This window comes from Microbispora sp. NPDC049633, from assembly GCF_040675265.1.
Lineage (GTDB): Bacteria > Actinomycetota > Actinomycetes > Streptosporangiales > Streptosporangiaceae > Microbispora > Microbispora maris.
Window position 1 is genome coordinate 14,816 of sequence record NZ_JBFAOO010000078.1, and the last position, 18,305, is coordinate 33,120.

The following is an 18,305-nucleotide window of genomic DNA, read 5'->3' on the forward strand; positions in this document are numbered from 1 at the left end:
CCACGAAGAGGCGGGAGGTGAGCCGTGGACGTGTCCGTGATCGGCATCTCACCCGAGGCGGCCGAGATCTACCGGTATTTCCTCCGGTGCAAGGGTGAGGGAGTCGGTTCGGTGCCGGAGGCCCTGGGCCTCGCCGCGGACACCGTCGAGGCCGCCGTGGAGACGCTCAGCCGGCTGTCCCTGCTCGACATCGCCGACCGGCACAGGGTCGTGGCGACGGAGCCGCGGATCGGCATCGAGCGGCTGGTGGAAAAGCGCCTCAACGAGCTCAACGCCGAGATCCGCCGGGTCCTCGCGGCGCGCGACGCGATCGCCGTCTTCATGGAGGACAAGCACGAGGGCGACCGCGCGGCGACGGTCCTCGACATCGAACGGGTGGAAGGCGTCGAGCGGGTTCGCCAGCGCATCGACGACCTTGCCTTCTTCTCCTACAAGGAGACGCTCTGCCTGCATCCGGGCGGCCCGTTCAGCCGGGTGATGATCGAATCGGCGCTGCCGCTGGACACCCGCTCGCTGCGGAGGGGCCTGGCGATCAAGGGTGTCTACCACCCGGCCGCGCTCGACGACCCGTTCATGGTGTCCTACCTGCGCGAGCTGGTCAGCCTCGGCGCCGAGGTGCGCGTCACCGATCAGCCGATGGACCGCATGCTCATCTACGACCGCAGCGCCGCCGTCGTGCCCATCGACCCCAAGGAGAGCGCGAAGGGCGCGTTGCTGGTCAGGGAGCCCGGGCTGGTCTCCCAGCTCGTCATCTACTTCGACGGGGTGTGGAAGTCCGCCACCGACTTCCGCGACATCATCGAGCCCGCGACCGTGGAGCCCGCGCTGTCGGAGATGGAGCAGCGGGTGCTCGCGGTGATGGCCACGGCGGACAAGGACGAGATCGCGGCCAGGGAGCTGGACGTCTCGGTGCGGACCTACCGGCGCTACGTGGCCGATCTCATGGCCAGGCTCGGCGCCGTCAACCGGTTCCAGGCGGCCCTGCGGGCCAAGGAGGAGAACTGGATCTGAGCTCGGCGCGGCCCACGTGGGGGCGCGGCGCTCACCCCCACGTGTTGCCGTACTGCACCGGGCTGCCCCAGGTGTTCCCGTCGTTGTCGTCGGCGAGCACGGTGATCCGCGGCCGGTCGTCCGCGACTCCGGCGCCTCCCGTGCTCGCCATGCCGGCCACGCCCGCCGTGAGCCCGCACGCGAGGGCGCCGGACGCCAGGGCGATGGCCCACTTGAGGGTGCTCCACGAAGCGGTGGGGGAGGAGACCAGGGTCTTCATCTCAGTGCCTCTTTCGCTGCCGGAGGGGTTGTTCTCGCACTACCCACTGTGCGTCGGCACAGGACCCGGAACCAGGCGTACGGCGTGCAGCAAGCTGCACCGGCGTTACCGCTTCCTGCCATCCCGGCGTCGCATGGCAAATGAGGAGGTGACAGCGCGGGCCCGCGAGATTTTGACTGAGGCCACGTGACCCGGAACGCCGGCGCGCGCACAACGCGCACCGCGGGGGAAGGAGCGCTATGAGCATCTCGGAACTCGACGTCGCACCGGCGGATCTGCCGCCGCGGACACCCCCGGAGCGGCCGGCCCGTTCGATGGGCGTGCTGCGCGAGGAACTGGCCCGGCTGCGCGCCCGGACCGTCGCCGGCCGTCCCGACGGCGTGGCCCGGCAGCACGCGCTCGGCAAGCGGACCGCCCGCGAGCGGCTGGACCTGCTGCTCGACGAGGGCTCGTTCGTGGAGATCGACATCTACCGGCGGCACCGGGCGCAGGGGCTGGGCATGGACGGGCGGCGCCCGCACACCGACGGCGTCGTCGCCGGCTCCGGCACCGTCCACGGCCGGCGGGTGTTCGTCTACGCCCAGGACTTCACGGTGTTCGGCGGCTCCCTGGGGGAGGCGCACGCCGAGAAGATCCACAAGGTGATGGACCTCGCCATGTCCACCGGCTCGCCGTTCATCGGCCTGAACGACAGCGGCGGCGCGCGGATCCAGGAGGGGGTGATGTCCCTCAACGGCTACGGCGGCATCTTCCGGCGCAACGTCCAGGCGTCCGGCGTGATCCCGCAGATCAGCGTCGTGCTCGGGCCCTGCGCCGGAGGCGCGGCCTACTCCGCCGCGCTGGCCGACTTCACCTTCATGGTGCAGGGCACCTCGCAGCTCTACCTGACCGGCCCGGACGTCGTCGAGGCGGTGACCGGCCAGCGGGTCACCCACGCCGAGCTGGGCGGCGCCCAGGTCCACGGGACCCGCTCGGGCGTGGCGGCGTTCGTGCACGACGACGAGGAGGCCTGCCTGGCGGAGGTGCGCTACCTCCTCTCGATGCTGCCGGGCAACAATCTCGAACCGCCGCCCGCGGCGCCGCCGTGCGGCGCGTCCGGCGACGTGCGCCCGCGCCTGGCGGAGATCGTCCCGGTCGAGCCCAGCAAGCCGTACGACATGCGCGAGGTGATCGCGGAGCTGGTCGACGACGGCGACTTCCTCGAACTGCACGAGGGCTGGGCGCGCAACGTGATCTGCGCGCTCGCCCGCGTCGACGGCGCGGTGGTCGGAGTGGTCGGCAACCAGCCGCTGGTGCTCGCCGGCGTGCTGGACGCCGACGCGGCGCAGAAGGCGGCCAGGTTCGTGCGGTTCTGCGACGCCTTCAACATCCCGCTGGTGACCCTCGTCGACGTGCCGGGCTTCCTCCCCGGCACCGACCAGGAGTACGCCGGCATCATCCGGCACGGCGCCAAGCTGCTCTACGCGTACTGCGAGGCGACCGTGCCCCGCATCCAGGTCATCCTCCGCAAGGCGTACGGCGGGGCCTACATCGTGATGGACTCCCGGTCGATCGGCGCGGACCTGTCGCTGGCGTGGCCGACCAACGAGATCGCGGTGATGGGCGCCGAGGGCGCGGTCAACGTCGTCTTCCGCCGTGAGCTCGCCGCCGCGGCCGACCCGGCGGGCCTGCGCGCCGAGCTGCTCGCCCGGTACGCCGGTGAGCTGGTCCACCCGCAGTACGCCGCCGAGCGCGGCCTGGTCGACGACGTGATCGACCCGGTGCAGACCCGCTCCGCGGTCGCCCGCGGCCTCGCCATGCTGCGCGACAAACGCAAGCCGGGGGCGCAGCGCAAGCACGGGAACGTGCCCCTGTAAGCGTCCGCGCCTACCCACCCCCGCGCCCGCTCCACCCCCGCGCCCGCTCCATCCCCGGCCGGCCTCATCCCCGGCCGGCCTCATCCCCCGCGCCCGCCCCAACCCGCGCCCGCCCCGCCCGTCCGGGCGGCGGCGGGCGTTCGCGTGCCCGGACGCATCCGCTGGCAGGATGCGGTAACCCCCCTGCAGCTTGCTGCCTGGGCAAGCCCTGGTTCCGCGCTCCCCACAGCCGCACATTGAAGGTGTGACGACAACAGGCAGCGGACGGAGGCGGCGCCCCGCGTGCGCCCGCCTCCCCGGAGGAGCCGCGGGCGGGGCCCGGCAGCCGCGGCGCGCGAGGCCGCCAGGCCGGCGGCCGGAGAGGGAGCCGAGGCCATGCTGGTTCAGCTGACGATGCGCCGGACGGACGGGCAGGCGGCGCCGGGCTCGCCGGTGGACGGGATCCGGGTGCTGGCGCTTCTGCCCGGGAGCTGGCACAAGCACCTCGAACAGGTCGCCGGCGACATCGTCATCAGAATCCGCGCGGAAGGGACGACGGCGGGAGGAGTCCGCGCCGAGGTGGCGAGGATCCTCACCAGCCCCGAGGTCAGCCACCTTGAACTGGTCGCCTGCCGTCCCCTGGAGGGTCCCCGGCAGTAGGACGCTAACGAAGGAGACGAACCGATGATCGCCTCGGTTGTGGCGGCGGGTGAGTGCCATGTGTGGTGGGCGGACCCGCGGCTGGAAAGCATCGACACCCTGGTGCGGGATCTCAGCGCGAACGAGTTGCGCCGTGCGGCCCGCTTCCGCCGCGAGCCCGACCGCCGCCGCTTCCTGACCGGGGCGCACCTGCTGCGGGAGGCCGCGGCCGAGCGGCTGGGCGTCCGTCCGGCGGACGTGGTGGTGGACCGTACGTGCCCCGACTGCGACAGGTACCACGGCAAGCCCCGCGTCCTGACGGAGGGGGAGACCCTGCACGTCTCCATCTCCCATTCGGGCGACCGGGTCGCGGTGGCGCTGACGGCCGTGGGGCCGCTGGGCGTCGACGTGGAGGCGGTGCCCGCGACGCCGGTGGACGACCTCGCGCGCTGCGCGCTGACCGAGACCGAGCGCCAGGCCCTCGTGGCGCTCCCCGAGCACGCGCGGTACGAAGGCTTCGCCCGGATCTGGGTGCGCAAGGAGGCCGCGCTCAAGGCCACCGGGCACGGACTGCGGATCTCCCCGGACCGGGTCGAGGTGACCGGCCCGGGGGAGAGCCCCGCGCTGCTGAGCTGGCCGCTGGACGTGCCGCCCGCCGCGGTGCGGATCCACCCGCTCGACCCCGGCCCCGGGTACGTCGCCGTCGTCGCGGTGCTCGGCGGCGACCACGGCATCACGGTCCGCGAGGCGGACGCCGCGCTCCTGCGCCGGCGCGACGGCTTCGCGACGGCACCCCAGGCCGCGTGAGCAGCGTTGACGACGCCCGGTGCGAGGCCGCTCAATGGCGGGTGAAGACGACCTCGCCGCGTGAATCCGCACCGGGCCGACCAGAAGAAGGCTGATTCTCGTGAACAAGGGCTTCATCTTGATCCCCGGCCCCTGGATGGGGGCCTGGGCGTGGGGGCCGGTGGCACGGCGCCTGCGCGGCTACGGCCATGCCGCCCGTGCGATCACGCTCCCCGGCCTGGCCGACCCCGACGGGGACGTCGCGGGCGTCGGACTGGAGACGCACGTCGGCACCGTGCTGTCGCTGCTGGAGGAGGAGGACCTGCGCGACGTCGTCCTCGTGGCGCACAGCTACTCCGGCATCGTGGCCGGCCAGGTCGCCGACCGCGCGGCCGACCGGGTGGCGCACACCGTGTTCGTCGAGGCGTTCCTGCCGCACGACGGCAAGTCGATGCTGCACGCGTTCCCCGACCGCCAGCACGCCGCGGAGCTGCGGCTCATCGAGGACAACGGCGGCCGCTGGCCCGCGCCCGACGCCGCCGTCGTCGGCGAGGGGCAGGGCCTGTCCCGCAGGCAGGCGCGGTGGCTGGCCGAGCGCCTCGTCGGCCATCCCGGCCGCACCATCGCCGAGCCCGCCGTTCTGACCCGCCCCCTGACGCAGCAGCGCGCCACGTACGTCGTCTGCTCGATGGAACACTTCGACGGCCGCGTCGCCGCCGACGTCGACGCCCTGCGCGCCGCCCCGAACTGGCGCTTCCACACGCTCCCGACCGGACACTGGCCGATGATCTCGGCGCCCGGGCGGCTCGCCCTGCTCCTGCACCGGATCGCCGGGCGCGCCGAGTAGGGGGCGGCCCGGCGCGCCGCCCCGGTAATCGCGCGCATCCGGGGTAACTTCGGCATCATGGCCACCCGTACGTCCGGACAGGGGTCCGGCAAGCGCCCCGCGTCGCGCTCCGGATCCCGTACGGCTTCCCCGAAGCGATCCCCGGCGGGTTCCCGAGGCAGGGCCGCGCCCCGGCCCGCGCCCAAGCGGCCGGTAGCCACCGGCCAGGACCCGGTCAGCTGGTTCTTCCTCATCATCGGCAAGATCTTCATCAGCATGTGGATGCTGGTGGCGAACGGCGTGGGCAAGGCGGCGCGGGGGCTCGGTCAGGGCGCCCGCGACCTCGATCCCGTGCACCGCCGCGACGGGCAGGGCCTGTCGGTGCTCGCGGGCGCCATCGTGCTCGCCGCCCTGACCTGGCGGGACACCAAGACGGGTTTCGCCGCGTTCGTCGACACCGTGGCGCGCGGGACGGTGGGGGCGCTCGCCTGGGGGGTGCCCGTGCTGCTCGCGCTGCTCGCCTGGCGGCTGCTGCGCCACCCCGACCAGAACGCCGAGACCGGCAGGATGGGCATCGGCTGGACCGCGCTGCTGGCCGGGATCCTCGGAATCGTGCACGTCGCCCACGGCACGCCGTACCCCTCGGGCGGGCCCGAGGACGGCATGGACAACGTGTCGGCGGCGGGCGGCATGATCGGTTTCATCGTGTCGGCTCCGCCGTCGAGCATCCTGCCGGCGTTCATCACGATCCCGCTGCTGCTGATGCTGTCCGGCTTCGGCCTGCTGGTGATCACCGCGACACCGGTCCACCGGATCCCCGAGCGCCTCGCCGAGATCCAGCACATGCTCTTCCAGCGGCCGGAGGAGACCGGTGAGCCCCGCAAGAGCCCGGCGCCGGCCAGGAAGCGCACGCGCAAGCAGCAGGGCGGGCGCGACGCCGCCGAAGGCGGCGACGGCGTCAAGCCGTACGACACGCCCGTGCTGTCGGAGAAGGACCACGCACCGGAGATCGTCCCCGGCCTGGTGGACGAGGTCACGGAGTCGGCCGAGCCGACCGAGCCGGAGCTGCGGCTCCCCAAGCCGGCCCCGCAGCCTCCGCTGCCGACGCCCGCGCCGCGCAAGGTGGAGCAGCTCGTCCTGTCCAGCCAGGAGGGGCCCTACACGCTGCCGGACCTCGCGATGCTGCGGCCGGGCAGCGCCCCCAAGCAGGAGACCAAGGCCAACCGGACGGTCGTGAACGCGCTGACCAGCGTGCTGGAGCAGTTCTCCATCGACGCGCAGGTCGTCGGTTTCACCCGGGGCCCGACGGTGACCCGGTACGAGATCGAGCTGGGCCCGGCCGTCAAGGTCGAGAAGGTCACCGCGCTCACCAAGAACATCGCCTACGCCGTCAAGTCCGCGGACGTGCGGATCCTGTCCCCGATCCCCGGCAAGTCGGCGATCGGGGTGGAGATCCCCAACGTCGACAAGGACCTCGTGTCGCTCGGCGACGTGCTGCGTTCGCAGGTGGCCCAGGCCGACCACCACCCGATGATCGTCGGGCTCGGCAAGGACGTCGAGGGCCGCACCATCGTGGCCAACCTGGCCAAGATGCCGCACATCCTCATCGCGGGCGCCACCGGCGCGGGCAAGTCGACGTGCATCAACGGGCTGATCTCCTCGATCCTGCTGCGGGCGACGCCCGACGAGGTCCGCATGGTGCTGGTCGACCCCAAGCGGGTGGAGCTCAGCGCGTACGAGGGCATCCCGCACCTCATCACGCCCATCATCACCAACCCGAAGAAGGCCGCCGAGGCCCTCGAATGGGTGGTGGGCGAGATGGACCGGCGGTACGACGACCTCGCGGCCAGCGGCTTCCGGCACGTCGACGACTTCAACAAGGCCGTGCGCGCGGGCAAGCTGGTGCCGCCGCCGGGCAGCGAGCGCGTCTACCAGCCGTACCCCTACCTGCTGGTGATCGTGGACGAGCTGGCCGACCTGATGATGGTCGCGCCGCGCGACGTGGAGGACTCGATCGTCCGCATCACCCAGCTCGCCCGGGCCGCCGGCATCCACCTGGTCATCGCCACCCAGCGGCCGTCCGTGGACGTCGTCACCGGCCTGATCAAGGCGAACGTGCCCTCGCGGCTGGCGTTCGCGACCTCCTCGCTCGCCGACTCGCGGGTCATCCTCGACCAGCCCGGAGCCGAGAAGCTCGTCGGGCAGGGCGACGCGCTGTTCCTGCCGATGGGCGCGAGCAAGCCGATGCGGCTGCAGAACGCCTTCATCTCCGAGAAGGAGATCGCGGAGGTCGTCACCCACTGCAAGGCCCAGATGCAGGCCGAGTACCGGGAGGACGTCGCCGCGCCCGCCGCCGCGAAGCGGGAGATCGACGAGGAGATCGGCGACGACCTCGACCTGCTGGTCCAGGCGGCCGAGCTGATCGTGTCGACCCAGTTCGGCTCCACCTCCATGCTCCAGCGCAAGCTGCGGGTCGGCTTCGCCAAGGCCGGCCGCCTGATGGACCTGCTGGAGAGCCGCAACGTGGTCGGCCCGAGCGAGGGGTCCAAGGCCAGGGAGGTGCTGGTCAAGCCCGACGAGCTGCCCGGCCTGCTCGCCGAGCTGCGCGGAGAGTCGTAAAGCCGCCGCCCGCCGTCAGGCCGATCGGCCCGCCGTCAGGCCGATCGGCCCGCCGTCAGGCCGATCGGCCCGCCGTCAGGCCGATCCTGCCGCCGGCCGTACGGTCGTGACGTGCGGGCTCGAGGGCATGTTCCCGGGCAGTCCCGTGGACCTCGCCTATCGCTTCGACCTCGACGCCGCGCGGCGGATCTCCCGGTTGGAGATCGTCGTGTCCCGTCCTGCCCCTGAAACCGCTATGGAGGTGACAGGGTAGTTGCTCGGAGCCCCCCCATGGGTACCCTCCGTAGTCAGTTACTGATTGAATGTGACTAACTACGCATCGTGGGGCGGGCTGGACGACGGTGCGCTTGGAGACAGGGGGGCGGAACGATGAGCGTAGGTGCTGTTTTGGCCGAAGCCCGTGAGCGCGCCGGGCTGACCGTGCGTCAGCTCGGCGAGCGCACGCGGATCCGCGAGACCGTCATCGAACGCTTCGAGCGGGACGACTTCTCGGTGGGTGACTTCTACGCGCGCGGGCACATCCGGACCATCGCCTCCGATCTCGGCCTGGACCCGGACGAGGTCCTGCGGCAGTACGAGCAGGAGAACGCCGACGGCGCGTCGCCGGTCAGGGCGTCGGCCGTGTTCCGGGGCGACGTGGGCGAGCGGGCCCGCAGGGCCCCCGGCTGGACGAAGGCCGCCGCGGTCGCCCTGGCCATCGTCGTGGTCGTCGTCGTCGCGCGGATGCTCGGAGGCTCCGGCGAGAAGGCGGGCCCGACGGCCGCCCAGCTTCCGGTGACCGCACCGCACGCGCACGAGCGGCAGGAGAAGGGCCACGACAGGAAGACCCTCGAGGAGGCCTTCGGGCCCGGCCGCGTGGTCGTGAAGGTCACCGCGCGCAAGCCGGCCTACCTCGACGTGAAGGACGCCAAGGGCAAGGAGATCTTCCGGGGGACGCTGCCCGAGGGGAAGACCACGACCTATTCGGCCAAGGACAAGGTGCGGATGGTCATCGGCGACGCGGGGGCGGTACGTCTGGAGGTCGACGGAAGGGACCTGGGAACGCCGGGCAGGGACGGCCAGACGATCCGCCGCACCTTCGAGGCGGGCGGCCCGAGTCCCCGTTAATCGCCGACTGCCGATACCGTAGTTCGCATCATGTCTTCTCGCCGAACCGTATCGCTGATCACGCTGGGCTGCGCCCGCAACGAGGTCGACTCCGAGGAGCTGGCCGCGCGCCTGGAGGCCGCCGGCTGGCACACCGGCGACGACGATCCCGACGTCGTCGTCGTCAACACGTGCGGCTTCATCGATTCGGCGAAGAAGGACTCGATCGACACCCTGCTCGCCGCGGCCGATTCGGGCGCGAAGGTGGTGGCGGCGGGCTGCATGGCCGAGCGATACGGCGCGCAGCTCGCCGACGCCCTGCCCGAGGCGACCGTGATCTCCTTCGACGACTACGCGGAGATCGGGGAGCGTCTCGACGACGTGCTCGCGGGCAGGCCGCTGGTCCCGCACTCGCCCCGGGACCGTCGCACGCTCCTGCCGATCACGCCGGTGGAGCGCTCGGCCGCCCGGGCGCACATCCCCGGCCACGGCCAGGACGACGCGCTCCCCGCGGGCGTGGCCCCCGCCAGCGGCCCGCGCACGCTGCGCAAGCGGCTCACCGGCGGCCCCGTCGCCTCCCTCAAGCTCGCGTCGGGCTGCGACCGGCGCTGCACGTTCTGCGCGATCCCGGCCTTCCGCGGCTCGTACGTCTCCCGCAGGCCGGAGGACCTGCTGGCCGAGGCCGCCTGGCTGGCCGGACAGGGCGTCAAGGAGCTCGTGCTGGTCAGCGAGAACTCCACGTCGTACGGCAAGGACCTGGGCGATCTGCGCGCCCTGGAGAAGCTGCTGCCCCCGCTGGCCGCGACCGAGGGCATCGAGCGGGTCCGCGTCAGCTACCTGCAGCCCGCCGAGCTGCGGCCCGGGCTGCTCGACGTGATCGCCTCCACCGAGGGGATCGCGCCCTACTTCGACCTGTCCTTCCAGCACGCGAGCGGCACCGTGCTGCGGCGGATGCGGCGCTTCGGCGACCCCAAGAGGTTCCTCGACCTGCTCGCGCAGATCCGCGACCGCGCGCCCGAGGCGGGCATCAGGTCCAACTTCATCGTGGGGTTCCCCGGCGAGACGCAGGAGGAGTTCGACGAGCTGGTGAGCTTCCTCGAGGAGGCCAGGCTGGACGTCATCGGCGTCTTCGGCTACTCCGACGAGGAGGGCACCGAGGCGTACGGCTTCGAGGGCAAGCTCGACCAGGACGTGGTCGACGAGCGGGTCGCGACGCTGACCGAGCTCGCCGAGGAGCTGACCGCCCAGAGGGCCGAGGAGCGCATCGGCACCGAGCTGCGGGTCCTGATCGAGGAGGACCTCGGCGACGGCGGCTACGAGGGCCGTGCGGCGCACCAGGGGCCCGAGGTGGACGGGGCGGTCACGGTCCAGGGCATCGGCCTGGTCCCCGGTCAGATCGTCCAGGCGGTCGCCGTCGACTCCGAGGGGGTCGACCTCATCGCCCGGATCAAGGCAGGCACATGACGGAGCGCGGTGAGCCGCCGGTGGACGTGGCGGGCCCGGGAGAGGTGACACCTGAGCCCGTGGCGCCGCCGGTCGCCGCCGTGCCCGCCGCCGCGCCGGTGGCGACCCCGCCGCCCGTTCCGCAGGCGGGGTCCGGCCTTCCGGCGGAGCCTGACGCCGGCTCCGCCGGCCGGTCGGCGGGTGCGGGGGAGCAGGCGGGCGGCCCGGGGGCCGACGGCCGCACCGCGCCGGAGCCGCCGTCCGCGGGCGTCGCCGGAGAGGCCCCGGCGCGCCGTGTCAGCACCTGGAACATCGCGAACGCCCTGACCATCGCCCGGCTGGCGATCGTCCCCGTCTTCACCGTCTTCCTGTTCGTCGAGGGGGAGGCCTGGCGCCTGGCGGCCCTCGGCGTCTTCCTGCTCGCGTCGCTCACCGACCAGCTCGACGGCTGGCTCGCCAGGAAGTACGCGCTGATCACGGACTTCGGGAAGATCGCCGACCCGATCGCGGACAAGGCGCTCATCGGCGCCGCGCTGCTCAGCCTCTCGTACCTCGGCGAGATCCCGTGGTGGGTCACCCTGGTGATCATCGCCCGCGAGGCGGGGGTGACGCTGCTGCGTTTCCTCGTGATCAGGCACGGGGTTATCCCGGCCAGTTACGGGGGCAAGGTGAAGACCGTGTTGCAGATCGTGGCCATCGCCCTCTACATCGTGCCGGGCGTGCCCGACCTGGTCAGGTGGGCGGTGATGGGCCTCGCCCTGCTGGTCACGGTGGGGACCGGAGCCGACTACGTCGTGCGGGCGGTGCGGCTGCGGCAGGTGGCGAGGAGCGCGCGAACCTCATGATGGGCCTGGCGAGCGAAGTCCTGTCCCTGCTGGTCCGGCAGGGCGTGACCGCCGCCGTGGCCGAGTCGCTCACGGGCGGCCTGATCGGGGCCACGATGACCGGCCCGATGGGAGCCTCGGCCGCGTTCCGGGGCGGGGTGATCGCCTACGCCACGGAGTTGAAGGCGAGCCTCCTCGACGTCCCCTCCGACCTCCTCGACAGGGAGGGGGCGGTGCATCCCGCCGTGGCCGCGGCCATGGCCGCCGGAGTGCGGAAACTCACAGACGCCGACTACGGCCTGGCGGTGACCGGGGTCGCGGGCCCCGACCCGCAGGACGGCAAACCGGTCGGCACGGTCCACATCGCGCTGTCGGGACCGGGCGAGCGTGTCTGGCACCGCGACCTGCGCCTGACCGGGGACAGGGACTCGATCAGAAACACCACGTGTCAGGAGGCGTTGAAGCTGCTGGAAGGTGTGCTGAAGGCAAATTCGGGGGAACATTCAGGGTGATTACCGCGTTACGTCCCCAGCGAACATGCTCGCCTCGGTCTGCCGCGGTGTCGCCCTCTACAGGTACGGTGGAGCTGTGAGTGAGGTCCGTGAGCCATCGGCGAGGAGCAAGACAGGCGCACGCCCGGCGAAGGGGCCGAGCGAACCGATGATGACGGCGAGGCGTATGTACGAAGGGCAGATGAAGAAGGGGCGGCATGAGCCCACCGCGCGAGGCGTCGTGAAGGCGCCCCCCCTGGGGAGGGAGCGACAGATGATCCTGCTGCGTCAGCTGCTCGGTGACGTGCTGCGGCGGCTGAGGGTGCGGCAGAATCGCACCCTTCGCGAGGTCTCCACGTTGGCGCGTGTCTCACTCGGCTATCTGTCCGAGGTCGAGCGCGGTCAGAAGGAGGCCTCCTCCGAGTTGCTCGCCTCGATCTGCGGCGCGCTCGGGGTCCCGCTGTCCCAGGTGTTGCGTGAGGTGTCCGACCAGTTCGCGCTGGCCGAACTGCAGGCCGCCCCCGTGCTTGCGGAAGTGCCCGAGCACGAGCGCCTGCCCATCCCCGAGACCGTGCCCGCGGGGCCGGAGTTCGAGGGCTTCCCCGAGGTCAAGGACATGGTCGCCGCCTAGGCGGCGTGTTACCGCCCCGCCGCCCGGCGGAGGCGTCCCCGCGACTTCGCCTGGCCGATCCGCCCAGGTCGGCTGCTCGTCAGGCGTGGCCCGCGCTCGCAGTCCGGATCGTGCCGGACCCGGGTGCCTGTCCCGATCCCACGGGCGGGTGCCTGGCCCCCGCAGGCCCACTTCCCGTTCTCCATCGCGGTGTTTCCATCCGCCGCGTCCGCCCGATCCGATGTCTCCCCGCTCGGGCTCCCGGCTCGCGGTCCAGACGTTCGCGTTTCCGGTGCTCACGGTCCCGATGTTCGCGTTTCCCGGTGTCCACGGTTCGCGGTGTTCGGGTTCGCGCCCGTGGGCCGGTCAGTCCCGCTGGCAGGCGGGGCACCAGTAGATCAGCCGCTCGGACGGCTGAGGTCCCATCTCCCCGCGGCCGATCGGTGCGCCGCAGCGGCGGCAGGGGCGGCGCGCCCTGCCGTACACGAGCAGCGACCGCCCCGGGCGCGGGTCGCCAGTCGTCACCGGGAACGGCGCGTCCTTGCTCGCGTCCATCAGCCGGTGGGCGATCGAGACCAGCGCCTCCAGTTCGTCCGGCGGGATCGACCCCACCGGACGCCACGGCGACACCCGCGCGGCGTACAACGTCTCGGCCCGCCAGATCGTCCCGATGCCCGCCAGGTCGCGCTGGTCGAGCAGTGCCTCCCCGATCGTCCGCTCCGGGGCGCGCAGCAGGTTCCGTACGGCCAGGGCCGCGTCCCAGTCCGGACCGAGCAGGTCCGGGCCGAGGTGCCCCACGACCCGCTCCTCGCGGTCGGTGGGCACGAGATCGACCATTCCCAGCCGCGTGCCGACCGCCTGCCACTCGGTGTTGGCGAGGATCAGCCGGACCACGTCGCCCCTGGGGGCCGGGCGGCCCGCCGGGCCCACCCGCCAGCTTCCCTCCATGCGCAGGTGGGTGTGGACGGTGAGCCCGCCCTCCACCCGGGTCAGGAGGTGCTTGCCGCGCGAGATCGTCGTCATCACGGTCCGGCCGCGCAGGTCGGCGGTGGCGTACCGGGGCACCCGGAAGTCGCTGCGGGTCAGCCTCCGGCCGTCGAGGGCCTGCCTGAGCCGCTTGGCGGTCCGGTAGACGGCGTCACCCTCCGGCACGGCTCTCCTCCCGGGAGGATCGGGGACGGGCGGCTCACACGGGCATGTGCGAGTCCCACGCCGCCGGGTCGGCGGCCAGTTCGGTCACCCGCGGCGGCAGCTCGCCCTTGGCGATCTGCTCCAGGGTGACCTCCTCGAGGATGGCCCGCTCGCTCGCGCGCAGCGCGATCCACACCTGCTGCAGCGCCTGCGCGGCGCCCTGGTAGCCGACGTGCTCGGGCCGCTCGCCCCGCACGTTGGCCAGTGGTCCGTCCACCGCGCGGATGACGTCGGCGAGCGAGATCTGACTGGCCGGCCGTGCCAGGACATAGCCCCCCTCTGGGCCCCGCTGACCGCGCACCAGCCCGGCGCGCCGCATCTGCAGCAGGATGTTCTCCAGGTATTTGGGGGGCATCTCCTGCTCCTTGGCCAGCTCGCCCACCGTGGTGGGTCCCTCGCCCGCAGCGGCGAGCTCGGCGGCGGCGCGGAGGGCGTAGTCGACACGGGCAGAAAGTCGCATGTAGTCGATTATCCCGCCTGGTTGACCTCGGTAGGACGTCCACCCTCCATCAGGGCCCCGGCCGGGCCCGATCCAGGCGCAGCCGTACGACGACGGGGAGGTGGTCGGAGAACGGCACGCGGGGCGCGTCCGCGGCCACCGCCGTGATCCCCGCCGAGATCAGGACGTGGTCGATGCGCCGCACGGGCGCCTCGGCGGGCGAGGTCGGCGGGTCGCCGAAGGCCCGCAGCGGGTCGGACAGGCCCGCGGCCTCCAGCACGCGCATCCGGGGGTCGGACGGCGTCGTGTTGAGGTCTCCCGCCACGATCACCGGTCGCGGATCGGCCACGCCGACCCCGGGCGGGAGAGTGTTCGCGGCGAGCCGCCGGGCGATCGACGCCACCTCGGGCGCCTGCCCGCGCGGCTCCTGCAGGTGGGTGTTCACGATCCCCACCTCGTTGTCGCCGACCTCCAGCACGATCGACTGGGCCTGGGCGCCGGTCGGGTACCCGTGCCGCCCCAGCCGGGTCGAGCCGATCTCGGCGACGGGGAGGTTCGTGAGCAGCGCGTCACCCCAGAGGCGGTCGGCGGCAGGCGCGAAGTAGTAGCGCATGCCGAGGCCGCGGGCGATCCTCGCCAGGTCGTCGTGCCCGCCGTTCAGCAGCCAGCCCCGGTCCACCTCGCTGAGCAGCACCACGTCGGGACGCCGCGTCGCGGCCCAGGCGGCGACGCGGTCGAGGTCGAGCCGCCCGCTCAGCCCGAAGCCCATCCGGATGTTGTACGCCACGAGCGTGAACTCGTTCCCGCCGATCGGCCGCTCGGCGGGGAGCGGCCGCCAGGTGAGCAGGCCGGTCAGCAGGGCCAGTGACACGGCGACCGAGCCCCAGCGGCGCGGCGCCCGCCGTAGGGGGGAGGACCGGTGCCGCCGCCCCCGCCGCGTGGCGACGGCGGCGATGAGGACGGCCACCGCCACCGGGACCAGCGCGTTGGGAAACCCGAGGTCGGTGTCGAAGGCCGCGTAGTAGAGGAACGCCGCGACCAGGAACACGAGCATCCCGCCCAGCACCGCGACACCCTCGCGGCCGCCCCCGCTCTCCGCGCCGGCGGCCGCGTGCCGCCCGGCGGCGCCGGCGCAGGCGCCGAGGGCGACCGTCGCCACGAGGGCCGGAAGGCCCTGCACGCCGGCCTCCGCGGCCGCCACTCCGGCGACCAGGAAGAGCCCCGCCGTCCAGCCCCACGAGGTCGTCCAGGCGTACATGACGGCCGCGCACAGTGCCGCGACCTGGAGTGCGACCGTCAGGGCCGTGAAGGGGGCGGTGTGCTGCCCGGTGTCCTGCGCCAGCATGGCCGGGCCGCCGCAGTACATGCCCGCGAGCAGGAGCATCGGGCCGAAGGCGAACCACACGGCCGCCGGTGCGGGGGCGGGCGATGTGGGCGAGAGCCGTACGGACCACAGGAAGGCGACGCAGAGCGCGGCGACGGCGAGCCAGGGCAGCGGCCCGTCCCGCCAGACGAGGTCCATCCGGTCGAGGGCCAGATGGACGATCGAGGCGCCGGCCAGGCCGCCGGTCAGGCCCGCAGGCACCCACGTGCCCGCCGTCGTCCGCGCGCAGCCGTAGAGGAAGATCAGGCCCGCCGTGACCCCGGCGGAGGCGAGCAGCAGCTGGGGCGTCCCCCCGTCGGCGGCCTGCAGGCCGAGCCGGGCCGCGGCGAGCGCCACCGCGCCCGCCGTCCTGGCCAGCCGGGGCGAGGCGAGCCGCGCCGCGGGGACGGCGGCGAACGGCAGGACGAACCACAGCGCGGCGTACGCCCCCATGCTCGCGGGGGCGGTCTCGCCCGCCCTGCCGTACAGGGTGATGAGGGACGGCAGGAACACCCGCACCACGTCGAACAGCAGCACGACGCCGGCCACGAGCATGACCGGCGCCCACCGGGGATCGGGCAGTCCGCGGTGCGGTGCGGCGTGCGTCTGCGGGGCCGTCTCGGTCATGGCGCTCCCTCCGAGCCTCATATGAGGCATCCTCATGAACGATGGGAGCGTTACCAATACGTTCGACCTGGGGCGTTCCCCGCGCTCTTCGGCTCGCTAAGCTTGCTGGAAACCTTGTTGTTCATTCACGGGCGCACATGGTCGAAGCGCCACCGGGGGCCGAGCGGACCGGCGGGGCGTGGGCAGGCGCACGACGGCGAGCCGGAGACTCAGACGATGGGAAGCAGGAGCATGGAGCGACGTCCTGGCGTGCCCCGGCTGCTCCGGGAGATCAACGACCGGGCCGCCCTCGAACTGCTGCTCGCCTCGGGTCCCCTGACGCGCGGCCAGATCGGCGAGCTCACCGGCCTGTCCAAGGTCACCGCGTCCCAGACGCTGGCGCGTCTGGAGGAGCGCGGCCTGGTGGAGGTCGTGGGGGAGCAGGCGGGCAACCGGGGTCCCAACGCCGCGTTGTACGGCGTGATCGCCTCCTGCGCGTACGTCGCCGGGCTCGACGTGGGCCCCGACCGGGTGTCGGCGGCGATCGCCGACATCCACGGCGACGTGGTGGCCGAGGTGACGGCCTCCCCCGAGGGGCAGGACGACCCGGTGTCACTCGTGCACACGGCTGTGGTGAAGGCCTGCAGGAGCGCGAAGGTGGCGCTGTCGCGGCTGCGCGGCGTCGTGATCGGCACGCCCGGCGTCGTGGACCCCCGCACCGGGGACGTGCGGTTCTCCTTCGACCTGCCGCAGTGGCACGAGGGCATCCACGAGGCGCTCGCCCGCGACCTGCGCCGGGACGTCACGATCGAGAACGACGTCAACCTCGCCGCGATCGCCGAACGCGCGAAGGGCGCCGCCCGGGAGGCGGACGACTTCGTGCTCGTGTGGGTGGGCCGGGGCATCGGCCTCGCCGTCGTGCTGGGCGGGCGGCTGCACCGCGGCCGCTCGGGCAGCGCCGGGGAGATCGGCTACCTCCCGGTGCCCGGGGTGCCGCTCGCCGACGACGTCAGGGCGGTTCCCGGGCGCCTGCCGTCGCTCGGGGGCGGCCTGCAGTCGCTGGTCAGCTCCGAGGCCGTCACCGAGCTGGCCCGTCAGCACGGCTTCGCCGGGGACACCGCCGCCGACTGCGTGACCGCGGCCGTCGCGGCCGGGGCCGCGGGCGAGGCGCTGCTCGACGAGGTCGCCTCCAGGCTCGCCCTCGGCGTGGCGTCGGTGTGCGTGGTGCTCGACCCCGGCCTCGTGGTGCTCGCCGGGGAGGTCTGCCGGGCCGGCGGGGTGGCGCTGACCGCCCGGGTGGAAGACGCGGTCGCGCGCATCTGCCCCGTCCCGCCGCAGGTCGTCACGCGCGGGGTGGAGGGCAATCCGGTGCTGCGCGGCGCCGTGCTCGCCGCGCTCGACCAGGCCCGCGAGGAGATCTTCACGGCATAGGGAGTGTCCTCCCGTCGGAGCCTTGCGATCGCAGGGCTCGTGACCCGCGTGTCCCGTCGCCCGCGAAGGCGATGTCGATGACTCCGCCTACCGGCGGAGTCCCTCCGTGGAGGCGACCTGGTGCCCGAGGGCTCCCCGGTCGCCTCCGCCGCCCGGCTCACGGGCGAGAGGAGCGCGGTGACCAAGGCAGCCTCGGGCATCGACCGGCCCAGGACCGGCGCGCAGCGCGGCGCTACGGACGTACGACGGCGTCGCCGTCACATGCCGTGCGTGGAGTGGCCCGGCATGTCGCCCATGGAGTCGCCCGAGGTGCCGCTCGTCGAGTGGCCCGGCATGTCGTCCATGTGGTGGCCGGGCACGTTCCCGTCCGCGTCGGTCACGTAGAACATCCCGGCCATCCCCATGTCGGAGTGGCTCTGCACGTGGCAGTGGTACATCCACATGCCGGGGCCGACGCGTTCGCCGGCGATCACCTGGAAGCCGAACGACTCGGCGGGTCCGGTGGTCTTGGTGTCGATGATCCGGCTGTGGTCCTTCGGGCCCTGCAGCAGGCCGGTGCGGTTGTCGGCCCAGCGGTGTCCGTGGATGTGGAACGTGTGGAAGAAGTTCCCGTGGGTGATCACGACGAACTCCACGCGCTCGCCGAGCTTGGCGGTGAAGTCGGGCGCCTGCGTGAGGTTGTTGGTCTTCACGTCGTTGAAGACGACGGTGAAGGTCTTGTCGGGCAGCACGTCGCCCGTCCGGCGCACCACCAGCGGCCCGTAGAGTCCGCGCAGGATGCCGCCGGTGCCGTGGTCGGTGCCCACGACGTGGTCGTGGTAGTGCCAGTAGCCCGCGCTGCCGGGC

The 18,305-nt window shown here is 72.9% G+C and carries 17 protein-coding genes; 12 read left to right on the plus strand and 5 right to left on the minus strand.

Annotated elements, in window-relative coordinates:
- Window positions 1-24: 24 nt before the first annotated feature.
- Window positions 25-1,011, plus strand: a complete 987-nt coding sequence (locus AB0J39_RS20840; protein WP_363467085.1) for a hypothetical protein — start codon at window positions 25-27, stop codon at window positions 1,009-1,011.
- A 31-nt stretch (window positions 1,012-1,042) separates the two neighbouring features.
- On the opposite strand, the gene AB0J39_RS20845 is transcribed toward AB0J39_RS20840, so the two are convergent.
- On the minus strand, window positions 1,043-1,270 hold the full coding sequence (locus AB0J39_RS20845) for a hypothetical protein (protein ID WP_363467086.1): 228 nt from the start codon (window positions 1,268-1,270) through the stop codon (window positions 1,043-1,045).
- Between the two features lie 239 nt (window positions 1,271-1,509).
- Here AB0J39_RS20845 and AB0J39_RS20850 point away from each other — a divergent pair, with 239 nt between their 5' ends.
- The 10 genes from AB0J39_RS20850 (at window position 1,510) to AB0J39_RS20895 (ending at window position 12,450) form a co-directional block, all read left to right on the plus strand.
- Window positions 1,510-3,126 (plus strand): acyl-CoA carboxylase subunit beta, encoded by a 1,617-nt coding sequence (locus tag AB0J39_RS20850; protein ID WP_363467089.1) that lies wholly within the window; start codon window positions 1,510-1,512, stop codon window positions 3,124-3,126.
- 375 nt (window positions 3,127-3,501) lie between these two features.
- A complete protein-coding gene (locus tag AB0J39_RS20855; RefSeq protein WP_169979814.1) occupies window positions 3,502-3,765 on the plus strand; it encodes a hypothetical protein in 264 nt (87 codons plus the stop codon).
- Between the two features lie 24 nt (window positions 3,766-3,789).
- Window positions 3,790-4,551 carry a 4'-phosphopantetheinyl transferase superfamily protein gene (locus tag AB0J39_RS20860; protein WP_363467092.1) on the plus strand — a complete coding sequence of 254 codons (762 nt, stop codon included), beginning with the start codon at window positions 3,790-3,792 and terminating at the stop codon, window positions 4,549-4,551.
- Window positions 4,552-4,651: 100 nt separating this feature from the next.
- The gene (locus tag AB0J39_RS20865; RefSeq protein ID WP_363467095.1) at window positions 4,652-5,377 is read left to right on the plus strand and encodes an alpha/beta hydrolase; all 726 of its coding nucleotides are present in this window, start codon (window positions 4,652-4,654) and stop codon (window positions 5,375-5,377) included.
- 57 nt (window positions 5,378-5,434) lie between these two features.
- Window positions 5,435-7,975: a DNA translocase FtsK gene (locus AB0J39_RS20870; RefSeq protein ID WP_363467098.1), complete on the plus strand. Its 2,541-nt coding sequence runs from the start codon at window positions 5,435-5,437 to the stop codon at window positions 7,973-7,975.
- Window positions 7,976-8,362: 387 nt separating this feature from the next.
- Complete coding sequence (locus AB0J39_RS20875; RefSeq protein ID WP_363467100.1) at window positions 8,363-9,082, plus strand: helix-turn-helix domain-containing protein; 720 nt, start codon at window positions 8,363-8,365, stop codon at window positions 9,080-9,082.
- A gap of 30 nt (window positions 9,083-9,112) precedes the next feature.
- Window positions 9,113-10,525, plus strand: a complete 1,413-nt coding sequence (rimO, locus tag AB0J39_RS20880) for a 30S ribosomal protein S12 methylthiotransferase RimO (protein ID WP_363467103.1) — start codon at window positions 9,113-9,115, stop codon at window positions 10,523-10,525.
- Window positions 10,522-11,349 carry a CDP-diacylglycerol--glycerol-3-phosphate 3-phosphatidyltransferase gene (pgsA, locus tag AB0J39_RS20885; RefSeq protein WP_363467106.1) on the plus strand — a complete coding sequence of 276 codons (828 nt, stop codon included), beginning with the start codon at window positions 10,522-10,524 and terminating at the stop codon, window positions 11,347-11,349. The genes rimO and pgsA overlap by 4 nt, the downstream gene beginning before the upstream one ends.
- Window positions 11,346-11,840, plus strand: coding sequence for a nicotinamide-nucleotide amidohydrolase family protein (locus AB0J39_RS20890; protein WP_363467109.1), 495 nt, complete (start codon window positions 11,346-11,348; stop codon window positions 11,838-11,840). The genes pgsA and AB0J39_RS20890 overlap by 4 nt, the downstream gene beginning before the upstream one ends.
- Window positions 11,841-12,093: 253 nt before the next feature.
- Window positions 12,094-12,450, plus strand: a complete 357-nt coding sequence (locus tag AB0J39_RS20895) for a helix-turn-helix transcriptional regulator (RefSeq protein ID WP_139576123.1) — start codon at window positions 12,094-12,096, stop codon at window positions 12,448-12,450.
- 345 nt (window positions 12,451-12,795) lie between these two features.
- Here the strand turns inward: AB0J39_RS20895 and AB0J39_RS20900 are convergent, their stop codons facing one another.
- Genes AB0J39_RS20900 through AB0J39_RS20910 form a run of 3 tightly spaced genes read right to left on the minus strand, consistent with a single transcriptional unit; the run spans window position 12,796 to window position 16,049 of the window.
- A complete protein-coding gene (locus AB0J39_RS20900; protein WP_363467112.1) occupies window positions 12,796-13,581 on the minus strand; it encodes a DNA-formamidopyrimidine glycosylase family protein in 786 nt (261 codons plus the stop codon).
- 34 nt (window positions 13,582-13,615) lie between these two features.
- Complete coding sequence (locus tag AB0J39_RS20905; RefSeq protein WP_079311982.1) at window positions 13,616-14,080, minus strand: Rrf2 family transcriptional regulator; 465 nt, start codon at window positions 14,078-14,080, stop codon at window positions 13,616-13,618.
- Window positions 14,081-14,129: 49 nt separating this feature from the next.
- The gene (locus tag AB0J39_RS20910) at window positions 14,130-16,049 is read right to left on the minus strand and encodes an endonuclease/exonuclease/phosphatase family protein (protein WP_363467115.1); all 1,920 of its coding nucleotides are present in this window, start codon (window positions 16,047-16,049) and stop codon (window positions 14,130-14,132) included.
- A 231-nt stretch (window positions 16,050-16,280) separates the two neighbouring features.
- On the opposite strand from AB0J39_RS20910, the gene AB0J39_RS20915 reads away from it, so the two are divergent.
- Window positions 16,281-17,459: an ROK family transcriptional regulator gene (locus AB0J39_RS20915; RefSeq protein WP_363467117.1), complete on the plus strand. Its 1,179-nt coding sequence runs from the start codon at window positions 16,281-16,283 to the stop codon at window positions 17,457-17,459.
- Window positions 17,460-17,716: 257 nt separating this feature from the next.
- On the opposite strand, the gene AB0J39_RS20920 is transcribed toward AB0J39_RS20915, so the two are convergent.
- Window positions 17,717-18,305, minus strand: a 589-nt coding sequence (locus AB0J39_RS20920) for a multicopper oxidase domain-containing protein (RefSeq protein ID WP_363467120.1), incomplete at its 5' end; no start/stop codon positions are given.